Source organism: Streptomyces sp. NBC_01463, from assembly GCA_036227345.1.
GTDB lineage: Bacteria > Actinomycetota > Actinomycetes > Streptomycetales > Streptomycetaceae > Streptomyces.
The window spans coordinates 8,302,494-8,321,454 of sequence record CP109468.1 but is presented as its reverse complement, the minus strand read 5'-3'; the positions used below and the strand labels follow the sequence as shown (position 1 = coordinate 8,321,454).

General features: G+C 72.8%; 14 protein-coding genes. 7 read left to right on the top strand and 7 right to left on the bottom strand.

Translation table 11 applies throughout. The features are described 5' to 3' along the window. From OG521_36490 to OG521_36465, 6 genes are read left to right on the top strand one after another with little or no spacing between them, the layout of a single operon-like run. Positions 1–1,980 carry a heparinase II/III-family protein gene (locus tag OG521_36490; GenBank protein ID WUW25969.1) on the top strand — a complete coding sequence of 660 codons (1,980 nt, stop codon included), beginning with the start codon at positions 1–3 and terminating at the stop codon, positions 1,978–1,980. Between the two features lie 2 nt (positions 1,981–1,982). Beyond that, positions 1,983–2,585 carry a hypothetical protein gene (locus tag OG521_36485; GenBank protein WUW25968.1) on the top strand — a complete coding sequence of 201 codons (603 nt, stop codon included), beginning with the start codon at positions 1,983–1,985 and terminating at the stop codon, positions 2,583–2,585. After that, the gene (locus OG521_36480; protein WUW25967.1) at positions 2,582–3,661 is read left to right on the top strand and encodes a right-handed parallel beta-helix repeat-containing protein; all 1,080 of its coding nucleotides are present in this window, start codon (positions 2,582–2,584) and stop codon (positions 3,659–3,661) included. Before OG521_36485 ends, OG521_36480 begins: the two co-directional genes overlap by 4 nt. After that, a complete protein-coding gene (locus OG521_36475; protein ID WUW25966.1) occupies positions 3,658–4,809 on the top strand; it encodes an SGNH/GDSL hydrolase family protein in 1,152 nt (383 codons plus the stop codon). Before OG521_36480 ends, OG521_36475 begins: the two co-directional genes overlap by 4 nt. Positions 4,810–4,819: 10 nt before the next feature. Then, on the top strand, positions 4,820–7,234 hold the full coding sequence (locus OG521_36470; protein ID WUW25965.1) for a polysaccharide lyase 8 family protein: 2,415 nt from the start codon (positions 4,820–4,822) through the stop codon (positions 7,232–7,234). 16 nt (positions 7,235–7,250) lie between these two features. After that, on the top strand, positions 7,251–8,213 hold the full coding sequence (locus OG521_36465; GenBank protein WUW26918.1) for an acetylxylan esterase: 963 nt from the start codon (positions 7,251–7,253) through the stop codon (positions 8,211–8,213). A gap of 10 nt (positions 8,214–8,223) precedes the next feature. On the opposite strand, the gene OG521_36460 is transcribed toward OG521_36465, so the two are convergent. The 7 genes from OG521_36460 to OG521_36430 all read right to left on the bottom strand — a co-directional run bounded on the left by OG521_36460 (position 8,224) and on the right by OG521_36430 (position 17,879). Further along, complete coding sequence (locus tag OG521_36460; protein ID WUW25964.1) at positions 8,224–9,768, bottom strand: NAD(P)/FAD-dependent oxidoreductase; 1,545 nt, start codon at positions 9,766–9,768, stop codon at positions 8,224–8,226. Between the two features lie 69 nt (positions 9,769–9,837). Next, positions 9,838–12,099 carry a serine/threonine-protein kinase gene (locus OG521_36455; protein WUW25963.1) on the bottom strand — a complete coding sequence of 754 codons (2,262 nt, stop codon included), beginning with the start codon at positions 12,097–12,099 and terminating at the stop codon, positions 9,838–9,840. 26 nt (positions 12,100–12,125) lie between these two features. Continuing rightward, a complete protein-coding gene (locus tag OG521_36450; protein WUW25962.1) occupies positions 12,126–13,016 on the bottom strand; it encodes a DUF2236 domain-containing protein in 891 nt (296 codons plus the stop codon). A 307-nt stretch (positions 13,017–13,323) separates the two neighbouring features. Then, on the bottom strand, positions 13,324–14,982 hold the full coding sequence (locus OG521_36445; GenBank protein WUW25961.1) for a sigma-70 family RNA polymerase sigma factor: 1,659 nt from the start codon (positions 14,980–14,982) through the stop codon (positions 13,324–13,326). Positions 14,983–15,088: 106 nt separating this feature from the next. Then, positions 15,089–16,267: an acyl-CoA dehydrogenase family protein gene (locus OG521_36440; GenBank protein ID WUW25960.1), complete on the bottom strand. Its 1,179-nt coding sequence runs from the start codon at positions 16,265–16,267 to the stop codon at positions 15,089–15,091. A gap of 123 nt (positions 16,268–16,390) precedes the next feature. Further along, the gene (locus OG521_36435; GenBank protein ID WUW25959.1) at positions 16,391–17,548 is read right to left on the bottom strand and encodes a methyltransferase; all 1,158 of its coding nucleotides are present in this window, start codon (positions 17,546–17,548) and stop codon (positions 16,391–16,393) included. Positions 17,549–17,681: 133 nt separating this feature from the next. Further along, complete coding sequence (locus OG521_36430; GenBank protein ID WUW25958.1) at positions 17,682–17,879, bottom strand: hypothetical protein; 198 nt, start codon at positions 17,877–17,879, stop codon at positions 17,682–17,684. Between the two features lie 253 nt (positions 17,880–18,132). On the opposite strand from OG521_36430, the gene OG521_36425 reads away from it, so the two are divergent. Continuing rightward, positions 18,133–18,957 (top strand): endonuclease, encoded by an 825-nt coding sequence (locus tag OG521_36425; GenBank protein WUW25957.1) that lies wholly within the window; start codon positions 18,133–18,135, stop codon positions 18,955–18,957. Positions 18,958–18,961 lie beyond the last annotated feature (4 nt).

The window sequence follows — 18,961 nt, the reverse complement described above, 5'->3', positions numbered from 1 at the left end:
TTGTTGCTCTCGGCGACCCCGCCCCCCGGGCCGCGCCCCGCACAGGAGCTGCGGCTGTTCGAGGAGGCCGCCCGCCACCGCGGGCTGACCCCGCCCCGTACACACCCCCTGGCCAGCATCACCTGGCTCGGGCCCGCCGCCTCCAATCCGGCGCTCGCCTACCGGATCTCCGGCGACCGGGCACACCTCGCGGAGAGCGTGCGGTGGATCGAGGCCGCGGTGCGGCTGCCGCACTGGGGCAAGGCCCATATGCCGGACCACGACCTGGACGCCGGCTGGCTGCTGCACCATCTCGCCCTCACGTACAAGTGGCTCGGCGACGACCTGCCGGACGGGGTGCGGGCGCTGCTGCGGTACAAGCTGCTGCTCCAGGGGCGGCGGATGTACGAGTTCGCGGTGGCGAGCGAGGGCAGCTGGTGGTCGTCGTCGTACTGGCAGAACCACAACTGGATCTGCTACGCGGGTCTGGCGACGGCCGGGTACGTGCTGGGCAAGGAGGAGTGGACCGAGCGCGCCAAGGACAACCTCGGGACCGTCCTGGACCTGATGCCCGAGGACGGTTCGCACGCCGAGGGCGTCGTGTACTGGCGCTACGGCGTGCCGTTCCTCGCCATCCATCTGGATCTCCTGAAGGAGGCGGAGGGCATCGACTGGTGGGACCGGGGCGGGTTCATGTCCCGGACGTTCCGCTACCGGCTGCACCAGACGGCGCCCGGGTTCGCGTTCAACGTCGACCACGGCGACTGCCATGACCGGCGCAGCGGCCACAGCGCCGGGCTCTACTACCGGCTGGCCGCGCAGTACGCGATCCCCGAGGCCCAGTGGATGGGCGATCTGGCATCGGGCGAACTGCTGTGGCAGGAGGCGGCCGAGAGCGGCGTGCGGCCCGGCATCCTGCCGGAGGCCTACCTCGAATACCTCTGGTACGACCCGTCGGTGCCGGCCGCCCGGCCCACCGAGACCCGCGCGTTCTTCCCGGACCTCGGGCTGCTGGCCGCGCGCACGGGCTGGGACGACGACGCCACGCTGGTGTCGTTCAAGGCCAGCCCCGGGGGCGGTCACCGGGCGTGGGAGACCGCGGAGAAGCACCGGGTGGAGAAGGGCTGGGAGACGCTCAACCAGGGTCACCACCACCCCGACTCGGGCTCGTTCGTGTTCGTCTCGCAGGGCGCGTTCCTCGCCGTGGACGAGGGCTACAGCAACCGCAAGAAGGCCGCGCACCACAATCTGCTGCTGGTGGACGGGCAGGGGTACGCGGACGAGGACCGGTACCACGTGTACCGGGACATCCCCTTCGAGCGGCAGGCCGGGCAGCGCGATGTGCTCGTTGCCGCCGACTGCGGATGGGCGCACTCCACGGCCGGGATCGCGGCGATGTACGACCCCGCGCTCGGGGTGCGGCGCCTCGACCGGACGCTGGTGTTCACCCCGTCGGGACGTCTGGTGCTGCTGGACCTCGCCGAGGCGGATTCGGCACGGGAGTGGACGTTCCTGCTCCAGACCGACCGGCCCACCGAAGCGCAGGAGGACGGCAGCCGGCTGATCCGCTCCGGTTCGGCCGCGGCCCGGCTGCGGCAGTTCGCCCCCGTCGACGGCCGCGTCGCCGTCGAGGTCACCGAGGTCGAGGCCAATCCGACGTCGAGCACGCCGGAGCTGCGCCTCACCCGCACCCTGCACACCCTGCGCTCCACCACGCCCCGGTCGGCCGAGGGGATGTTCCTCAGCACGATCACCCCGGGCACGGAGACGGACGCCACCCGGGTCCCGTGCACGGAGGGCCAGGGCGTGTCCTTCGGTGACGAGACCGTGCTGCTCTCCCCCGTCACCCGGCGGATCCGCACCGCCGGGCTCCTCGCCGACGCCGCGGCCGTGCTGCTCGGCGGGGACGACGCCCCGTACGTGGTGGCGGCGACCCGGCTGGAGCGGGACGGCGCCGTGCTGCTCGACGTGGCGGAACCGTACACAGGAAAGGTCGGCTGATCATGCAGGCATCTCTCTCGTCCGGCTGGCCGACGCTGCTGCGCCGGCTGGAGTTCGTGGCCTACCCGGCCGCCGCCGGGGCCGCGTGCGCCGTGCTGTCGCTGGGGGTGGTGACCTGGCTGCCCGCGCTCGCCGCGATGGCGCACGGGCTCCAGCGGTGGCGGGCCGAGGGGGACAGCCGGTGCGTCGTCCACACGTTCAGGGCCTTCCCGCAGTACTGGCGGGCCCTGTGGCGGCACTCGCTCGTCTCCACGGCGGCCGGGGGCGTGCTGGCCGCCAACATCGTCCATCTGCTGGGCCGTTCGGAGCCGTGGACCTTCGTACTGCTGGCGGCCCAGGTGGGCATCGCGGCCGCCCTGGTCATCCACCATGTGGCGTTCGCGGCCGAGGCCGGACGGGAGCCGGGCGGCACCGTCCGTACCTGGACCCGGGGCGCGCTCGCGCTCGGCTTCGGTTCGGCCGCCCGGGGCACCGCCCTGCTCGGCGCGGTGGTCTCCGCCGTGCTCCTCTCCCTCGTCGTACCGCTGGGGCCACTGCTTCTCGGCCCCAGCATTCCCGTACTGCTCGCTCTGTCCTTCGCTGATCCCAGGAGGCACACCCCATGAGCCACGCACTGCGCACCACTCTCGTCGCCGCGCTCGCCGTCGGCGCGCCGCTCGTCTTCCCCCCGCCGTCGGTGGCCGCTGCCGCCGCCACCGCCTACTACGTGTCGCCCTCGGGAAGCGACAGCAACTCCGGTACGTCGGCGGGCTCCCCGCTCGCCACGATCCAGAAGGCCGTCGACCTGGCGCCGACGGGAGCGGTGGTGAACCTCGCCTCGGGCACGTACCAGCAGGACGTCGTGACCAAGCGCGCCGGCGTCACGATCACCGGCCCGGCGAACGCCGTGGTGAAGGGGGCGGGCGACGCCCGGATCATCCAGGTGCAGCACGACTCCACGACGCTGAGCGGCTTCACCGTCGACGGGCTGCACGGGTCGTCCACCGATGTGGCGGGGTACCGCCTCAAGCTCATTTATGTCATGAGCACGACCCCAGGTAACGGTGTGGGCGGTCTGCGCATCACCGGGATGACGCTGAAGAACGCCGCCGACGAGTGTCTGCGGGTGCGCTATCTGGTGACCGGCGCGGACATCTCCGACAACACCATCACCGACTGCGGTGTCGCCGACTTCAAGTTCGGCGGCGGCGGGAAGAACGGCGAGGGCATCTACCTCGGCACCGCACCCGAACAGCAGGGTGCGAACGGCGCCCCGGACGCGGCTCCCGACATCAGCAGGAACAACCGCATCCACCACAACACGATCGCCACCCGCGGCAACGAGTGCGTCGACGTGAAGGAGAACTCGACGAACAACTACGTCGAGTACAACGACTGCAGCCAGCAGAAGGACTCCAGCTCCGGCGGCCTGGACGCGCGCGGCAGCGGCAACATCTTCCGGTACAACACCATCCACGACAACACCGGCGCGGGCATCCGGCTCGGCGGCGACACCGCGGCCGACGGCACCGGCACCAGCGTCTACGGCAACACGATCACCGGGAACGCCGGCGGCGGCATCAAGTTCATGCGCACCCCGCAGGGCCCCGTCTGCACCAACACGATGAGCGGCAACACCGGTGGCGACGCCGTGGGTACCTACGGCAGCGAGTACGCCCCGACCGGTGCGTGCCCGCAGTGAGCGGCCGGGGACCCGCGAGACGCGGGGTACTGACGGCGGCGGCCGGGCTGGCCGCGGTCGTGGCGACGGCGCCGGGCGCGCAGGCCGCCGAAGGACCGGGCGCCGGTGCGCGCCGCTCGCGCTGGACGACCTCGTGGGCGACCGCGCAGACCGCGCCGACGCCCACCGACGCGGTGGCGAGCGCCGGGCTGACGCAGGGCACGTTCACCGCGCACGTACGCCTGTCGGCCGGCGGCCAGGTCCGGCTGCGCTACGGGCACGCGTTCGGCACGGTGCCGGTCCTGGTCGGGCCGGTGACCGCGGGCGGCAGGCCCGTGACGTTCGGCGGGCAGCGGCAGGCCTGGATCGCCGCGGGCGCCTCGCTGACCAGTGACGCGGTCGCGGGCCTGCGGGCCGCGGACGGCTCCCTGCTGACGGTCCGCACCGAACTGCCGGGCCCCACCGGACCGTTGTCCTTCCACCGCAACACCCATTCCTCGCATGACGTGGACGGGGAACGCACCACTTCGGTGTACCTGCTGACGGGCGTCGAGGTGACGGGCGCCCACGGGCCGGTCGTCGCGGTGCTGGGCGACTCCATCGCGGAGGGCGTCGGCACGCCCGACGACTCCGATCTGCGCTGGCCCGACCAGCTGGCCAGGGGGCTGCCGGGCGCGGCGGTCGCCGATCTCGGGATCAGCGGCAACCGGGTGCTGCTCGACGACGCCCGGTTCGGTCCCGGCGGACAGGCCCGTTTCGACCGCGACGTGCTCTCCCTGCCCGGGCTCCGTACCGTCCTGATCCACCTCGGGGTCAACGACCTCCAGCAGCCGCCCGCCCAGACCGACCCGTCGCTCGTCCTGGCCGGCTACCGGCAGCTGGTGCTGCGGGCCCGGGACGCGGGCCTGCGCGCGGTCGGCGCGACCATCGCCCCGTTCGGCGGCTGGACCCGCTGGACGCCCGAGCTGGAGACGGTGCGCCAGCGGATCAACGCTGCCGTGCGGACCGGCCGGGTCTTCGACGCCGTCGCCGACTTCGACGCCGCCCTGCGCGATCCGGACCACCCCGAGCGGATGCTGCCCGCGTACGACAGCGGTGACGGCCTCCACCCCAATCCATCCGGCCATGCGGCGCTCGCCGCGGCCGTCGACCGCCGACACCTTCTGTGAGGGCCGCACCATGAACCCAGGCACCACCAGGGGCACCACCCGCCGCACCGTGCTCGCCGGTGCGGCGGCGCTCGGCGCGGCCGCCGCCCTGCCGCTCACCCTCGCGGCGGGCACGGCGCACGCCGCGGACCCGGTCGACGACGCCGCCTCCCTGCGGACCCGGTGGCACACCCTGCTCACCGGCGGCCCCGGCCTCGACCTCACGGACTCCCGGATCGCCGCGGCCGTGGCCAGGATCGGCAAGGCCGCGACGACGTCCGCGAAGGGCCTGGACCCGTCCCGTACCGACGGGCTCTTCCCCGACCTGACCAGCACCACGCTCTCCAACCACGTCACGACCTCGTTCAAGCGCCTGGCGACCGTCGCCACCGCGTGGGCCGTCCCTGGCACCGTCCAGTACGGCGACACCGCACTGCGGGACCTGCTGCTGGCGGGCATCGACTGGATGCTGACGAACCGCTACGGGCCCGGGCACACCCGGTTCGACAACGACTGGGACTGGGAGATCGGCTCCGCGCTCGCGCTCAACGACGCGGCCGTGCTGCTGTACGACGCACTCGGTACGGAACGGCTCGGCCGGATCAACGACGCCGTCCGCGGCTACACACCCGACCCCAACCTCTGGCGGGCCGACCGGCAGATCGCGACCGGCGCCAACCGGGTGTGGATCTCCACCGTCGTCGCCGTGAACGCGGTACTGCGCGACAGCGGCGACGACCTCGTCCGGGTGCGTGACGCTCTTTCGGACGTCGAGGGTTCGGGCGCCAACAGCGTCCTCGCCTTCAACGACGCGAGCGCGGCGGCCGAGGGCACGGGCGAGGGCTTCTACTCCGACGGCTCGTTCCTCCAGCACTACAAGCACCCGTACAACGGCGGCTACGGCAAGGAGCTGCTGAACAACCTCTCCCGGCTGCTGAACCTCCTGGCGGGCACGTCGTGGACGGTCACCGACCCGGACCTCGACAACGTCCGGCTCTGGGTCGACGAGGGTTTCGACCCGCTGCTCGCGCGCGGCGACGTGATGGCGTCGGTCTGCGGGCGCGAGATCGCCCGCCCGAGCAAGCAGGGTCACGTCTCGGCGCAGACCGTCATCGAGGCCGTGGTGCGGCTGATCCCGAGCTTCCCCGGGGAGACCGCCGACCGGTTCACCGCCCTGGTCAAGCAGTGGATCGCCGAGGACACCTACCGCGACTTCCTCGCCGTCACGGACCTCGCCTCGCTCGTCGCGGCCCGCAACGTGATCGCGTCGTCCGTGCCGGCCCGCGGTCCGCTGGTCGCGCACAAGCAGCACCCGCGGATGGACAAGGCGGCCCACCACCGGCCCTCGTTCGCCCTCGGCGTCTCCGCGTACTCCTCCCGGATCTACAACTACGAGTCGATCCAGAACGAGAACCTGCACGCCTGGCACCTCTCCGACGGCATGGTGCTCCTCTACACCGACGACCTCGGCCACTACAGCGAGGACTACTGGCCCACCGTCGACCCGGCTCGGCTGCCCGGCACCACCGTCATCGCCGGCCGGCCCGCCGACGCGGCGGGACAGCGCACCACCAGCACCGCCGACTGGGCGGGCGGGACCGCGCTGCCGGGGACGACGCTCGGCGCGTACGGCATGGAGCTGCGGGCGTTCGGCAGTTCGCTGCAGGGCCTCAAGAGCTGGTTCTGTCTGGACGACGTCATCGCGTGCGTCGGCTCCGGGATCAGCGCGGACGCGGGCACGGCCGAGACGGTGGTGGAGAACCGGAAGCTGCGTGACCCGGCGGCGGCACTGACCGTCAACGGGCAGGCGGCGCCGGCCGACACCGGCTGGTCGGCGCGGCTGGACGAGGTGCGCTGGCTGCACGTCGCCGGGACCGGCGGCTATGTCTTCCCCGAGCCCGTCACCCTGAACGGTCTGCGCGAGAACCGGACCGCGACCTGGCGCGAGATCAACCTCAAGTACGGCACGGACACCTCCGTCACCCGCCCGTACCTGACGCTGTGGCAGGACCACGGCACCGCACCGGACCTGGCCGGATACTTCTGGCTGCAGGCCCCGATGGCCTCCGCCGAGCGGACCGCGCAGTGGTCGGCCGCGCCCCCGGTGAAGCTGATCGCGGACTCCACCGCCGTGCACGCGGTACGCCGCTGCGCGGACGGGCTGCTCGCCGCGAACTTCTGGACCGCCGGGACCGCGCAGGAACTCACCGCGGACGGACCGGCATCGGTCCTGGTCCGGCCGGAGGGCAAGACGGTCACCGTCTCGCTGTCCGACCCGACCCAGCTGCGGTCCTCGGTCGTGCTGGAGCTCGCCCTGCGCGGTCTGAGCGTCGTCTCGGCCGACCCCGGCATCACCGTGGCCCCCGCCGGCACGGGCGTCCGGATCACCGCCGACACTGCTGAACGTCACGGTGCAACCCTCAACCTCACCCTGAAGAGGAGCTAGACCCTTGCTGTTCGACATGCCCATGGACCGGCTGCGCGACTACCGGCCGGAGCCGGAGGAACCGGCCGACTTCGACGCCTTCTGGGAGAAGACGCTCACCGAGAGCGCCCGCCACGCCCTGGACGCCGAGTTCGTCCCGTACGACGCCGGATTCGCCACCGTCGACGTGTTCGACGTGACGTTCCGCGGCTGGGGCGGCCAGCCGGTCAAGGCGTGGCTGATGCTCCCCCGGGAACGCTCGGGCCCGCTGCCGGCCGTCGTGCAGTACATCGGGTACAACGGCGGGCGCGGCATCCCCTACTCCTGGCTCACCTGGAGCGCCCTGGGCTACGCCCACCTGGTGATGGACAACCGCGGCCAGGGCGGCGGCGGCAAGAACACCGCCGACACCGTGGACATCGGCCCGGACGGGAACGGCTCCTCCTCCCCCGGCTTCCTCACCCGGGGCATCGAGGACCCGTACCGGCACTACTACCGCCGGCTGATCACCGACGCGGTGCGGGCCGTCGACGCGGCGAAGGCCCATGACGCGGTGGACGCCTCCCGGGTCGCGGTCCTCGGCGGCAGCCAGGGCGGCGGGCTCGCCCTCGCCGTGGCGGGGCTGCGGGACGACGTCGTGGCGGCCGTCGCCGATGTCCCGTTCCTCTGCCACTACCGGCGCGCCTCGCAGATCACGGACGCCGGTCCGTACGCGGAGATCGCCCGCTGGCTGTCCGGGCACCGCTTCCGGATCGACGAGGCGATGGAGACCCTGTCGTACTTCGACGGCGTCAACTTCGCGGCGCGCGCGACCGCTCCGGCGTGGTTCTCGGTGGGGCTGATGGACAAGGTCTGCCCGTCGTCCACGGTGTTCGCCGCCTACCACCGCTACGCCGGTCCGGCGCAGATCGAGGTGTTCACGTACAACGGGCACGAGGGCGGCGCGGAGTACGACCTGCCGCGCAAGATCGAAGCCCTGCGCGGCGCGTTCGGTCAGTAGCGGATGCCGGTCACCGGCCCAGCACCGCCATCGCGGCGTTGTGGCCGGGGACCCCGCTGACCCCTCCGCCGCGCACCGCCCCGGCCCCGCACAGCAGCACGTTGGCGTGCGCGGTCTCCACGCCCCAGCGGCCGGTCTCCGGTGCGGCGTACGGGAAGGAGAGGTCCCGGTGGAAGATGTGGCCGCCGGGCAGCCGCAGGTCCCGCTCCAGGTCCAGCGGTGTCTTCGCCTCGATGCAGGGCGTGCCGTCCGCGTCGAGCGCCAGGCAGTCCGCGAGCGGCTCGTCCAGGTGGGCGTCGAGCTCGGCGAGCGTGGCCTTCAGCAGTGCGGCACGGGTGGCGTCGTTGTCCGCGGCGAACAGGCGCGCCGGAGTGTGCAGGCCGAACAGCGTCAGCGTCTGGTAGCCGCGGGCCGCGAGATCCGCGCCGAGAATCGAGGGGTCCGTCAGGGAGTGGCAGTAGATCTCGGAGGGCGGCGCGGTGGGCAGCCGGCCCGCGGCCGCGTCCCGGTAGGCGTCGGCCAGCTGCCCGTAGCCCTCGGCGATGTGGAAGGTCCCGGCGAACGCCTCGCGCGGGTCCACGGACCGGTCCTTGAGCCGGGGCAGCCGGGTGAGCAGCATGTTCACCTTCAGCTGCGCGCCCTCGGCGGGTACGGGCGGCGCGTCGCCGAGCAGGGCGGCGAGGGCCTCGGGAGAGGCGTTGACCAGGACCCGGCGTGCGCCGACGGTCGACTCGCCGCCGTCGGTCCGCACCGTCACCTCGGCGTGCGTTCCGTCCGTGTCGATACGGACGGCCTCGTGTCCGGTACGGATCTGCGCACCGGCCGTGAGCGCGGCGGCGGCGAGGGCGTCGGTGAGCGCGCCCATGCCGCCGACCGGGACGTCCCAGTCACCGGTGCCGCCGCCGATCACGTGGTAGAGGAAGCAGCGGTTCTGGAGCAGTGAGGGATCGTGCGCGTCGGCGAAGGTGCCGATCAGCGCGTCCGTGAGCACGACGCCGCGGACGAGGTCGTCGGCGAAGTTCTCCTCGACGGCGACGCCGATGGGCTCCTCGAACAGCATCCGCCAGGCCTCCGCGTCACCGATCCGCTCCCGCAGCGCCTCGCGGGTGGGCAGCGGCTCGGTGAGTGTGGGGAAGACCCGCTCGGCGACCTGCCCGGTGAGTCCGTAGAACCGCTGCCACGCCTCGTACTCCCGGTCCGATCCGGTGAGCGCGGCGAAGGAGTCCCGGGTGCCGTCGCCGCTGACGAGCAGTCCGGTGGCGCGCCCGTCGCGGACGGCCGGGGTGTACGAGGAGACGGTCCGCTTGCGTACGGCGAAGTCCAGGCCGAGCTCGCGGACGATCTTCGGCGGGAGCAGGGACACCAGATAGGAGTAGCGCGACAGCCGGGCGTCGACCCCGGCGAACGGGCGGGTCGAGACGGCCGCTCCCCCGGTGGTGGTGAGCCGCTCCAGGACCAGGACGGACTGTCCTGCGCGGGCCAGATAGGCGGCGGCGACCAGGCCGTTGTGGCCACCGCCGACGATCACTGCGTCATAGCTGTCTCGTACGGGCATGCCCCTTGGTAACACGGACGCGCGGCGCGGACCAGGGCTCCCCGGGGCGCGCCCGTGTGCCGGGCCGTCTCATCGCGGCGCGATGCCCCGCCGTTGCCGCAGCGCCGCCACCTGCCGGTAGAGCTCGACGGCCTCCGGGCCGCGGCCGAGCTGTTCGAGGCAGTGCGCCTCGTCGTTGCGGCCGGCGAGCGTGTCGGGGTGCTCGGCCCCCAGTATGCGGGTGCGGGCCTCGGCGACCTGCCGGTACACCTTGAGGGCGTCGGCCCAGCGTCCGAGCCAGCCGAGGCCGACGGCGACCTCACGGCGGCTGACCAGGGTGTCGGGGTGGTCGGCGCCCAGGACGCGGGCGCGGATCTCGCACACGTCACGGGATTCGGTGAGCGCCTCCTCCCAGCGGGCCAGCCGGCCCAGGTTGACGCCCAGGCCGTGGCGGGCGCGCAGGGTCTCCGGGTCGTCCGGGCCGCTGACCCGGGCCCGGTCCGCGACGAGTGCGCGGTAGAGCTCCAGCGCCTCGGCGCTGCGGCCCAGCCGGCCGAGGCTGATGCCGGTCTCGTAGCGGGCGGCGAGGGTGTCGGGGTGGTCGGCGCCCAGCGCCTGCGACCGGGCCAGGACCACCTCCCGGTAGGTCTGCAGGGCCTCCGTCCAGCGGCCGAGCCGGCCCAGGGTGTAGCCGACCTCGTAGCGGGTGACGAGGGTGTCGGGGTGGGTGGCGCCGAGCAGCCGGGCGCGCGCCTCCGCCACGTCGCGCGCCATCGCGTACGACTCCTCCAGCCGCCCGAGCCTGCTGAGGTTGAACGCCAGGTTGTGGCGGCAGCGCAGGGTGTCGGGGTGGTCGGGCCCCGTCGAGCGTTCCCGGGAGGCGAGAACGGCGGCGTACAGCTGGTGGGCCTCGAAGTGGCGGCCGAGCTGGCCCAGTACGTACGCCATCTCCTGACGGGCCGCGAGGGTCTCCGGGTGGTCGGGGCCGAGCGTGCGTTCGCGGCCCTGGGCGACGCGGCCGAACTCCCGCAGCGCGTCCGCCGCGCGCCCGGTCCGGCTGAGCGTGAACCCGACCTCGTAGCGGCTGGAGAGCGTCTCGGGGTGGTCGGGGCCCAGTACGCTCTCGCGTTCGGCGGCGACCGCGCGGTGCACCTCCCCCGCCTCCTCCCAGTGGCCGAGCCGGCCCAGGTTGAGGCCGGCGCTGTGGCGGCTGGCGAGGGTCGAGAGGAGGTCGGGTGCCGGGGTGGGCCGCTCGGCGCCGGCGGGACCGCCGGCCGGAACACGCCGCTCGGTGCCGGTGGTCCACTCACCGGTCAGGCCCGCCGAGTGGTCGAACCCGTCCGGCGGGAGGTGCGCGGCCCCGGTCGCCTTGTGCCCAGTGGTCATGCCACGGGTCCAGTCCGGCAGCCGCGGTGCGGGGACGGCCGGCCCGCCGGGCAGCGCGACCGGGGCCGGCGGCGCGAGGAGGACCCGGCCGGTGGGCTCCAGGTGCGGCTGTTCGCCGGTGCGGCCGACGGCGATCCGGCGGCGCAGGTCACCGGCGTCGACCGGCCGCTGGTCGGGCGTCTTGGCGAGCAGTTCCAGGACGACGCGGTCGAAGAACCCGGGCAGTTCGGCGCGGTGCGTGCGCAGGGGTTCGGGCGGGGTGTCCCGGTGGCCGACGAGCACCCCCCAGGCGTCGTCGAGGTCGAACGGCGGTGCCCCGGTGGCGATCTCGTACAGCACGCAGCCCAGCGAGTAGAGGTCGCTGCGGTGGTCGACCTGGCCGCCGCTGATCTGCTCCGGCGACATGTAGTGCGGGGTGCCCATGGCGATGCCCGCGCCGGTGAGCCGGGAGGTGACGGAGATGTCGTGGCCGAGCCGCGCGATGCCGAAGTCGCAGATCTTCACGGTGCCGTCGGCCAGCCGCATGATGTTCGCCGGCTTGAGGTCACGGTGGACGATGCCCTGCTGGTGGGTGTATCCGAGGGCGTCGGCGACCTGTTCGGCGATGTCGACGACGTCGTCGACGGGCAGCGGGACCTGCTTGTTGTCCTCCAGGAGCTGGCTGAGGTTGCGGCCGTCGAGGAGTTCCATCACCAGATAGAGCACGCCCTCGTGCTCGCCGAAGTCATGGACGACGGTGACGCCCCGGTGCTGGAGGGCGGCGGCGACCCGGGCCTCCCGCCGGAAGCGTTCGCGCAGGATGCGGGTGAAGTCCCGGTCGTGCTGCGGGCCCATGGGCTTGAGGCATTTGACGGCGACCTGCCGGCCGAGCGATTCGTCGCGGGCGCGCCACACCTCGCCCATGCCGCCGCGCCCGATCAGATCGAGCAGTCGGTACCGGCTCTGGATCAGCCTGGTTTCCGCCATGCCTGCTGTCGCCCCCGTCACTCCGCCTACTGTCGCTGCGCCCTCCCCGGCCCGTCCAGTATGGCTGCCTGCCTTTTCAGTTTGTACGGGGTGGGGCGGCTGCCGGGTCCGAGTCGTGCCATGGCGTTCACAATGTGACCGGGCGGGAGCTGCCAGCGCAGCCGCGACGGGATGGCGCGCAGGGCCGTGCCGGTGGTGCGCAGACGGCGGTCGACGGTGGCCGCCGGCGGGACGGGTCTGCCGTACAGCTCATGGGCGAACGGCGGCAGCGACTGGTAGGCGAGGCTCGCGACACGCCGCCAGAGCACGGCCCGCGCCGGTACGAGCAGCGGGTGCACCGGTGGCCGGCGCAGGAAGTCGTCGACGTCCGACGCCTCGGGCGAGGAGGCCAGCCGGGGCCGTATCCGGGCGAAGTAGGCGGCGAGCTGCGCGGTGCTCGCGGGGACGTCCGCCGGATCGAGGCCGACGAGGCGGGCGCCGGTGCGGTGCTCGTCGACGTACCGGTCGGCCTGCGCGTCGGTGAGCGGGTAGCCGGAGCGCCGCTCGACCTGGAGGTAGGAGTCGACCTCCGCGCAGTGCACCCACAGCAGCAGTTCGGGTTCGTCGACTCCGTAGGTCTCGCCGCTCAGCGGGTCGGTGGCCTTCAGGAGCCGGTGGATCTTGCGGACCCGCGCCCCCGCCTTCTCGGCGGCGTCGGCGGTGCCGTACGTGATCGTCCCGACGAAGCCCGCCGTGCGCATCAGCCGGCCCCAGGCGTCCTTCCGGAAGTCGGAGTTCTGCATCACTCCGCGCACGGCGCGCGGATGCAGCGCCTGGAGGTACAGGGCGCGGACTCCGGCCACCCACATCATCGGGTCGCCGTGCAGCTGCCAGGTGACCGACGAGGGCCCGAAGAGCCCGGGGTCGGGTTCCGTCATGTGCTCGTACCTCCCGTTGCTCCCGCCCGGCGCGCACCGGCGCACGCGTCGTGAACGGGCGCGCCGTCCCGGATCGCGGCCCCGCACCGGCGCTCCCGCCAGGATCCGCTGTCCGTCACCGCCCCGGCAACTGTCTGCCGGTCACCCGGCGATTCACCGGGCGGTCGCCGTCCACTCCTCGGGGCGCTCGTGATTCATCTGCGGCAGTGCTGTGAAGGCACCCGCGATTCCGCGGGACCGGCCGGCTCCTGTCCGGCGGGAGGAAGCGGGGGCGACGCGTCAACCGCACCGCCGGCCTTCGCACGGTTCAGAGCTTCGCGCCGAAGTCCTGCGTCCACCACGGTCCGCCGGGTCCCTGGTGGATACCGATGCCGATGTCCTTGAAGTCGCAGTTGAGTATGTTGGCGCGGTGGCCGGGGCTGTTCATCCAGGACTCCATCACCGAAGCGGGTGTCTGCTGGCCTCGCGCTATGTTCTCGCCGTACGTGGACCAGCGGTACCCGGCGTCGGTGACGCGCTGTCCGGGGTCGGCGCCGTCGGGGTTGGTGTGCTCGAAGAAGTCCCGGGCCGCCATGTCGTCCGAGTGGCGCTGCGCCGCGTCCGTGAGCTGTGAGTCCTCCGTGAGCGGCCCGCAGCCGGCGGCGCCCCGCTCCTTGTTGACCAGGGCGACGACCTGGGCCGCGGTGCTTATGGGGGCCGGCTGTGCGGCGGGGCTGCTCGGCACCCGCGGTGCGGTCGTCTGCTTCGGTGCCGGAGGGGCGCTCTTCTTCGGCTTGCGGCTCGGGGTCGCCGAGGCGCTCTTCTTCGCGGACGGCGAGGGCGACGCGGACACGGACGGCGAGGGGGACGGTGAGGTGGTGGCCGGGGTCTCGGGTGCGGTGAGGTCGGTGATGGGCTCGGCCGACGTACGCGACGCCGCTTCGTCGTCACTTCCCGTACCGGGGCCCAGTGACACGTACCAGAGGCCCCCGCCGGCCACGCAGGCCGCCAGTACCGCGCCGCCCACCGCCCGGCGCCGGACGGTCCGCCTGCGGGCTCGGGCCTCGGCGCGGGAGGTGCCGTGTCCGCCCCCGTGCCGCCCGCCCGGGGAGCGGTGCCGGCCGGGTCCGGCGGGTATCGCTCCCTCGCCCGTCGGCGCGCCGAGCGGGTACGAGGCGGCGACGGGTGCCGTCCCGTCCTGCGCGGGCCACAGCGCGAGCAGGGCCACGGGCACCGCGACCAGCGCCAGCCCCGCCAGCAGGCCCTCGGCGGGCATCAGGCCGCTGCGGAGTCCGGCACACCGGTAGCAGTCACGGGCGTGCCGGGCTATGCGCTTGCGCCACAGGGCCGACGGCCGGCCGTCCCAGGCGGCGAGGACCCCGCGCAGGTCCTCGCACGGCGGCTGCGCGTCGAGCGCCCGCACGACGATGCGGGCCGTCTCCAGCTGCGCCTTCATCCGCTGCACCCGGACCGCCGCGTACTGCGGCGTGAGTTCCAGCGCCTCGGCGACCTCGGTCCGGGTCAGCTCCCCCGCGCACTCCAGCCACCACAGCGACAGCAGGCCCCGGTCCTCCGGCTCCAGCCACCGCGTCGCACGCGCCGTCTCCTGACGCTGCCCGGACAGTTGCAGACGCATCATCGTGAGATCGACGAAGTCGGCCCTCGGATCGGCGACCTGTCCGGCCTCCTCCAACGGGCCTGGCGCGCCGTTGCGGCTCTGCCAGTGGGCCCGGACCTGGTTCATCGCGATCGCCACCAGCCAGGAGCGGAAGCTCTCCGGGGCCCGCAGACCGCCGAGCCCGTGCAGCGCCCGGAGCATGGTGTCCTGCACCACGTCGTCCACGTCCGCCGAACCGTTCAGTGCCCGGCCCACGATGTTGTAGACGAGCGGGAGGTAGGCGCCGGCCAGCGCGTCCCTGGCCGCCGCGTCCCCCTCGCGGGCGGCGGTCACCAGTGCCACCGGGTCCACCGTGTGCTGATGGCTCATGAAGAAGTTCCCTGTCCTGTAGACCGCTGATGATGCCCGATGGCTGGGAGACTGCCGAGGGCGGCCCGGATATCAGTTATCCGCGGACAGGATTTTCCGCGAGGACTCAGCGGCGTACGCGCGGCATCCCGAGGCCGATCCACGAGATGATCTCGCGCTGGATCTCGTTGTTGCCGCCGCCGAAGGTGAAGATGACGGCGGACCGGTAGCCGCGTTCGAGTTCGCCGTGCAGGACGGCGCCCGCGGAGCCCTCCTTGAGCGGTCCGGCCGAGCCGACGACCTCCATGAGCCAGGCGTAGGCGTCGCGGCGCGCTTCGGAGCCGTACACCTTGACGGCGGAGGCGTCCTGCGGGGTGAGGGTGTGGTTCTGGACGGCGGACACCATCTGCCAGTTCAGGAGCTTCATCGCGTCGAGCCGGGTGTGGGTGCGGGCCAGGCGGGCGCGGACCCAGCCGAGGTCGATGACGCGGCGTCCGTCGGCGAGGCGGGTCTCGGCGGCCCAGCGCCGGACGTTGTGCAGGGCGCGGATGGCCATGGTGCCGTGGGCGGCGAGGGTGACGCGTTCGTGGTTGAGCTGGTTGGTGATGAGCCGCCAGCCCTTGTTCTCCTCGCCGACCCGGCGGGAGACGGGGACGCGGATGTTCTCGTAGTAGCTGGCGGTGGTGTCGTGCGAGGCGAGGGTGTTGATCAGGGTGCAGGAGTAGCCGGGGTCGGACGTCGGGACGAGGAGCATGGTGATGCCCTTGTGGGGCGGGGCGTCCGGATCGGTGCGGGCGGCGAGCCAGACCCAGTCGGCGGTGTCGCCGTTGGTCGTCCAGATCTTCTGCCCGTTGACGACGTAGGTGTCGCCCTCACGCACCGCGCGGGTCTTGAGCGCGGCGAGGTCGGTGCCGGCGTCGGGTTCGCTGTAGCCGATCGCGAAGTCGATCTCACCGGCGAGGACCTTCGGCAGGAAGTAGGCCTTCTGCTCGTCGGTGCCGAACTGCATGATCGTCGGTCCGACGGTGTTGAGGGCCATCAGCGGCAGCGGGACGCCCGCCTGGGCCGCCTCGTCGAAGAAGATGAACTGCTCCATCGGCGACAAGCCGCGTCCGCCGTACTCCGTGGGCCAGCCGACGCCGAGCCAGCCGTCGGTGCCCAGGCGCCGGATCGTCTCCCGGTAGAAACGCTTCTGGGCGGCCGGGTCGGCGTAGCGCGCGTAGGCGTTGTCGGGAACCAGGGCGGCGAAGTACGTATGCAGTTCGGTCCGCAACTGCTGCTGTTCAGGCGTGTATTCGAGGTGCACGGCCCCTCCAGGAGTCTCGCTTCGCGTCGCCCGTGTGCGGCGGCGCACACAGTAGAACGTGTTGCAAGAATCCGGAAGGGGCACGGGCCCGCGGGCCCGTGCCCCTCCGCGGCTGTCCGGCTGTCAGCGTTTGACGGCGCGCAGCACGACGAACTTGGGGTCGCCCGCCACCGTGGTGCAGTTGCCGAAGGTCCGGCGCAGCTGGGTGTGGTAGCCGAGGTGCCGGTTGCCCACGACCCAGAGTTCGCCGCCCTGGCGCAGCGCGGTGCGCGCCCCGTGGAACATGTTCCGGGCGGTCGCGTCCGTGGTGGCCTGGTGCGAGTGGAACGGCGGGTTGCACAGGACGAGGTCGGCTCCGGCGGGCTCGGCGCCGGTCAGTCCGTCGGCGACGACGAAGCGGGCCCCGGTGTCCGCGTCGGTGTTGGCCCGGAAGGTCGCCTCCGCCGAGGCGAGGGCCTGGTACGACTCGTCGACGAAGGTGAGCCCGGCCTCGGGGTTGGCGAGCGCGGCGGCCAGGCCGAGCACCCCGTTCCCGCAGCCGAGGTCGACGACCCGGTCCGGGCCGCTGCGCACGGGCAGGTGCTTGAGGAAGAAGCGGGTGCCGATGTCGAGCCGCTCCGCGCAGAAGATCCCGGCGTGGTTGATGACGGTGCGTCCCGCGACGGCCCCCACGTCGTCGGGCAGCTCGTAGCGGTGCGGCCAGGGGCTGGGGGTGCGGGCCAGGGAGGGGTCCGGCGTGCAGTGGATGAGCCGGGCCTTCTTGACCGCGAGCGAGGTGCGGGTGGGGCCGATGATCCGCTCGAACAGCTTGAGGGTGGAGGTGTGGATCTCCTTCACCATGCCGGTGCCGACGACGACCGTGCCGGCGTGGACCGCGGGGGCGAGCCGGTGCAGCTGGTCCTCCAGGAGCGCGAGGCTCTTGGGTACGCGGACGAGCAGCACGTCGATGCGGTCCGGCGGGGTGTCGCGCGCGGAGAGCAGGCGTACGGCACCTGCGTCGGCCCCGTTGCGCTCCAGGTTCGCCGCCGTCGCCCGCTGCGCGAGGTAGGAGTCGGTGATCTGCACGGGGCGGTGGGCGGCCAGCGCCGTGCTCAGGGCGCCCCAGCGGTCGCCGACCACGACGAGGGCGCCGGAGAGGGCGACCGGTTCGGCCCCGTCGGTCCCCTCCAGGTGCCGGAGCAGGTATTCGTCGGCCGCGTCCCAGGCTCGGAACGGGTCGCGCGGGTCCTCGGGGAAGCGGGCGAGGTCGTAACCGGCCCCTGACGTCGTCAAACGGTTCATATTCCGTTCAGGCTAACCGAGCGACGGCCGGCCCCCGTACACGCACTGCCGCCGCACCGCCCGGTCGCGGCCGCGCACCACCGTGCCCCGGCATGCGCCGGTGGTCACGGCCGGTGCCGCGGCCGCGGGGTGCCTACGGCAGCTGCTTGTCGATGGCCGCCCGGCCCTCCCGGGCGATCCGGCGCTCCGCCCACTCGAGATTCCGGGGTGTCAGGTCCCGCCCTGAGGCGAGCACCACGTCCTCCGCGGACGGATTGTCGCTGGCGCCGGTGTGCAGAAGGGCGTCCGGGGTCACGCCCCGTACGGATACGGATTCGGGCTCGTCACTCATGCCGCCTCCTCGTCCTTGCGGCAATTCTCGCCCCCTGCCGACGGGGGCGCATCCGATGCCGGCGGGGAGGCCCGCGACGGCCCGGGACCGACTCTCACTTGACCTGCACATGATAGGTACGCAGCGTTCACACCTCGGTCACGGTGCGTGTGGAAGGCTCCCGCTGACCACCAAGCGACACGACCACCGCGGAGCCGCCCCCCCACCCTGTGACGGCGCCGCGGTGCCCGTATTTCCGGAGAGGACACCCCACATGTCCCGTCGTCACCTTTCCTGCCGGCGCCCACTGCTGGCCACGCTCGCCGCCTTCGCGGTGCTCGCCGGCACCGCGGCCGCCGCGCCGGCCGCGACACCGCAGCCCCCGGCGGCTTCCGTCACCCCGCTCGGCGCACTGGACGACACGTACTACCAGGACGCGCTCGGCAAGACCGGCACCGCGCTCAAGGGCGCCCTGCACACGATCATCAGCGACCAGACCAAGCTCTCCTACAGCCAGGTCTGGGACGCGCTGAAGGACACCGACGAGGACCCGGCCAACTCCTCCAACGTGATCCTTCTGTACACCGGACTCTCCGAGCCGAAGAGCGCCAACGGCGGCGGCGTCGGCCAGTGGAACCGGGAGCACGTCTGGGCCAAGTCGCACGGCGACTTCGGCACCGCCACGGGCCCCGGCACCGACATCCACCACCTGCGCCCGGAGGACGTCTCGGTCAACTCCACGCGCGGCAACAAGGACTTCGACAACGGCGGAACCGAGCTCGCCGACGCGCCCGGCAACTTCACCGACAGCGACTCCTTCGAACCGCGCGACGCCGTCAAGGGCGACGTCGCCCGGATGATCCTCTACATGGCGGTGCGCTACGAGGGCGACGACTCCTTCGCCGACCTCGAACCCAACGACAGCGTGTCCAACGGCTCTGCGCCGAACATCGGCCGCCTCTCCGCGCTGAAGACCTGGAGCGAGCAGGACCCGCCGGACACCTTCGAAAAGCGCCGCAACGACGTGATATTCGACCAGTACCAGCACAACCGGAACCCGTTCATCGACCACCCCGAGTGGGTCGAGTCCATCTGGTGAACCG

Bases quoted from the DNA above. Each gene is read 5' to 3' on its own strand.
- OG521_36485 (WUW25968.1), top strand. From the start codon at position 1,983: ATGCAGGCATCTCTCTCGTCCGGCTGGCCGACGCTGCTGCGCCGGCTG.
- OG521_36480 (WUW25967.1), top strand. From the start codon at position 2,582: ATGAGCCACGCACTGCGCACCACTCTCGTCGCCGCGCTCGCCGTCGGC.
- OG521_36470 (WUW25965.1), top strand. From the start codon at position 4,820: ATGAACCCAGGCACCACCAGGGGCACCACCCGCCGCACCGTGCTCGCC.
- OG521_36465 (WUW26918.1), top strand. From the start codon at position 7,251: ATGCCCATGGACCGGCTGCGCGACTACCGGCCGGAGCCGGAGGAACCG.
- OG521_36460 (WUW25964.1), bottom strand. From the start codon at position 9,768: ATGCCCGTACGAGACAGCTATGACGCAGTGATCGTCGGCGGTGGCCAC.
- OG521_36455 (WUW25963.1), bottom strand. From the start codon at position 12,099: ATGGCGGAAACCAGGCTGATCCAGAGCCGGTACCGACTGCTCGATCTG.
- OG521_36450 (WUW25962.1), bottom strand. From the start codon at position 13,016: ATGACGGAACCCGACCCCGGGCTCTTCGGGCCCTCGTCGGTCACCTGG.
- OG521_36445 (WUW25961.1), bottom strand. From the start codon at position 14,982: ATGAGCCATCAGCACACGGTGGACCCGGTGGCACTGGTGACCGCCGCC.
- OG521_36435 (WUW25959.1), bottom strand. From the start codon at position 17,548: ATGAACCGTTTGACGACGTCAGGGGCCGGTTACGACCTCGCCCGCTTC.
- OG521_36430 (WUW25958.1), bottom strand. From the start codon at position 17,879: ATGAGTGACGAGCCCGAATCCGTATCCGTACGGGGCGTGACCCCGGAC.
- OG521_36425 (WUW25957.1), top strand. From the start codon at position 18,133: ATGTCCCGTCGTCACCTTTCCTGCCGGCGCCCACTGCTGGCCACGCTC.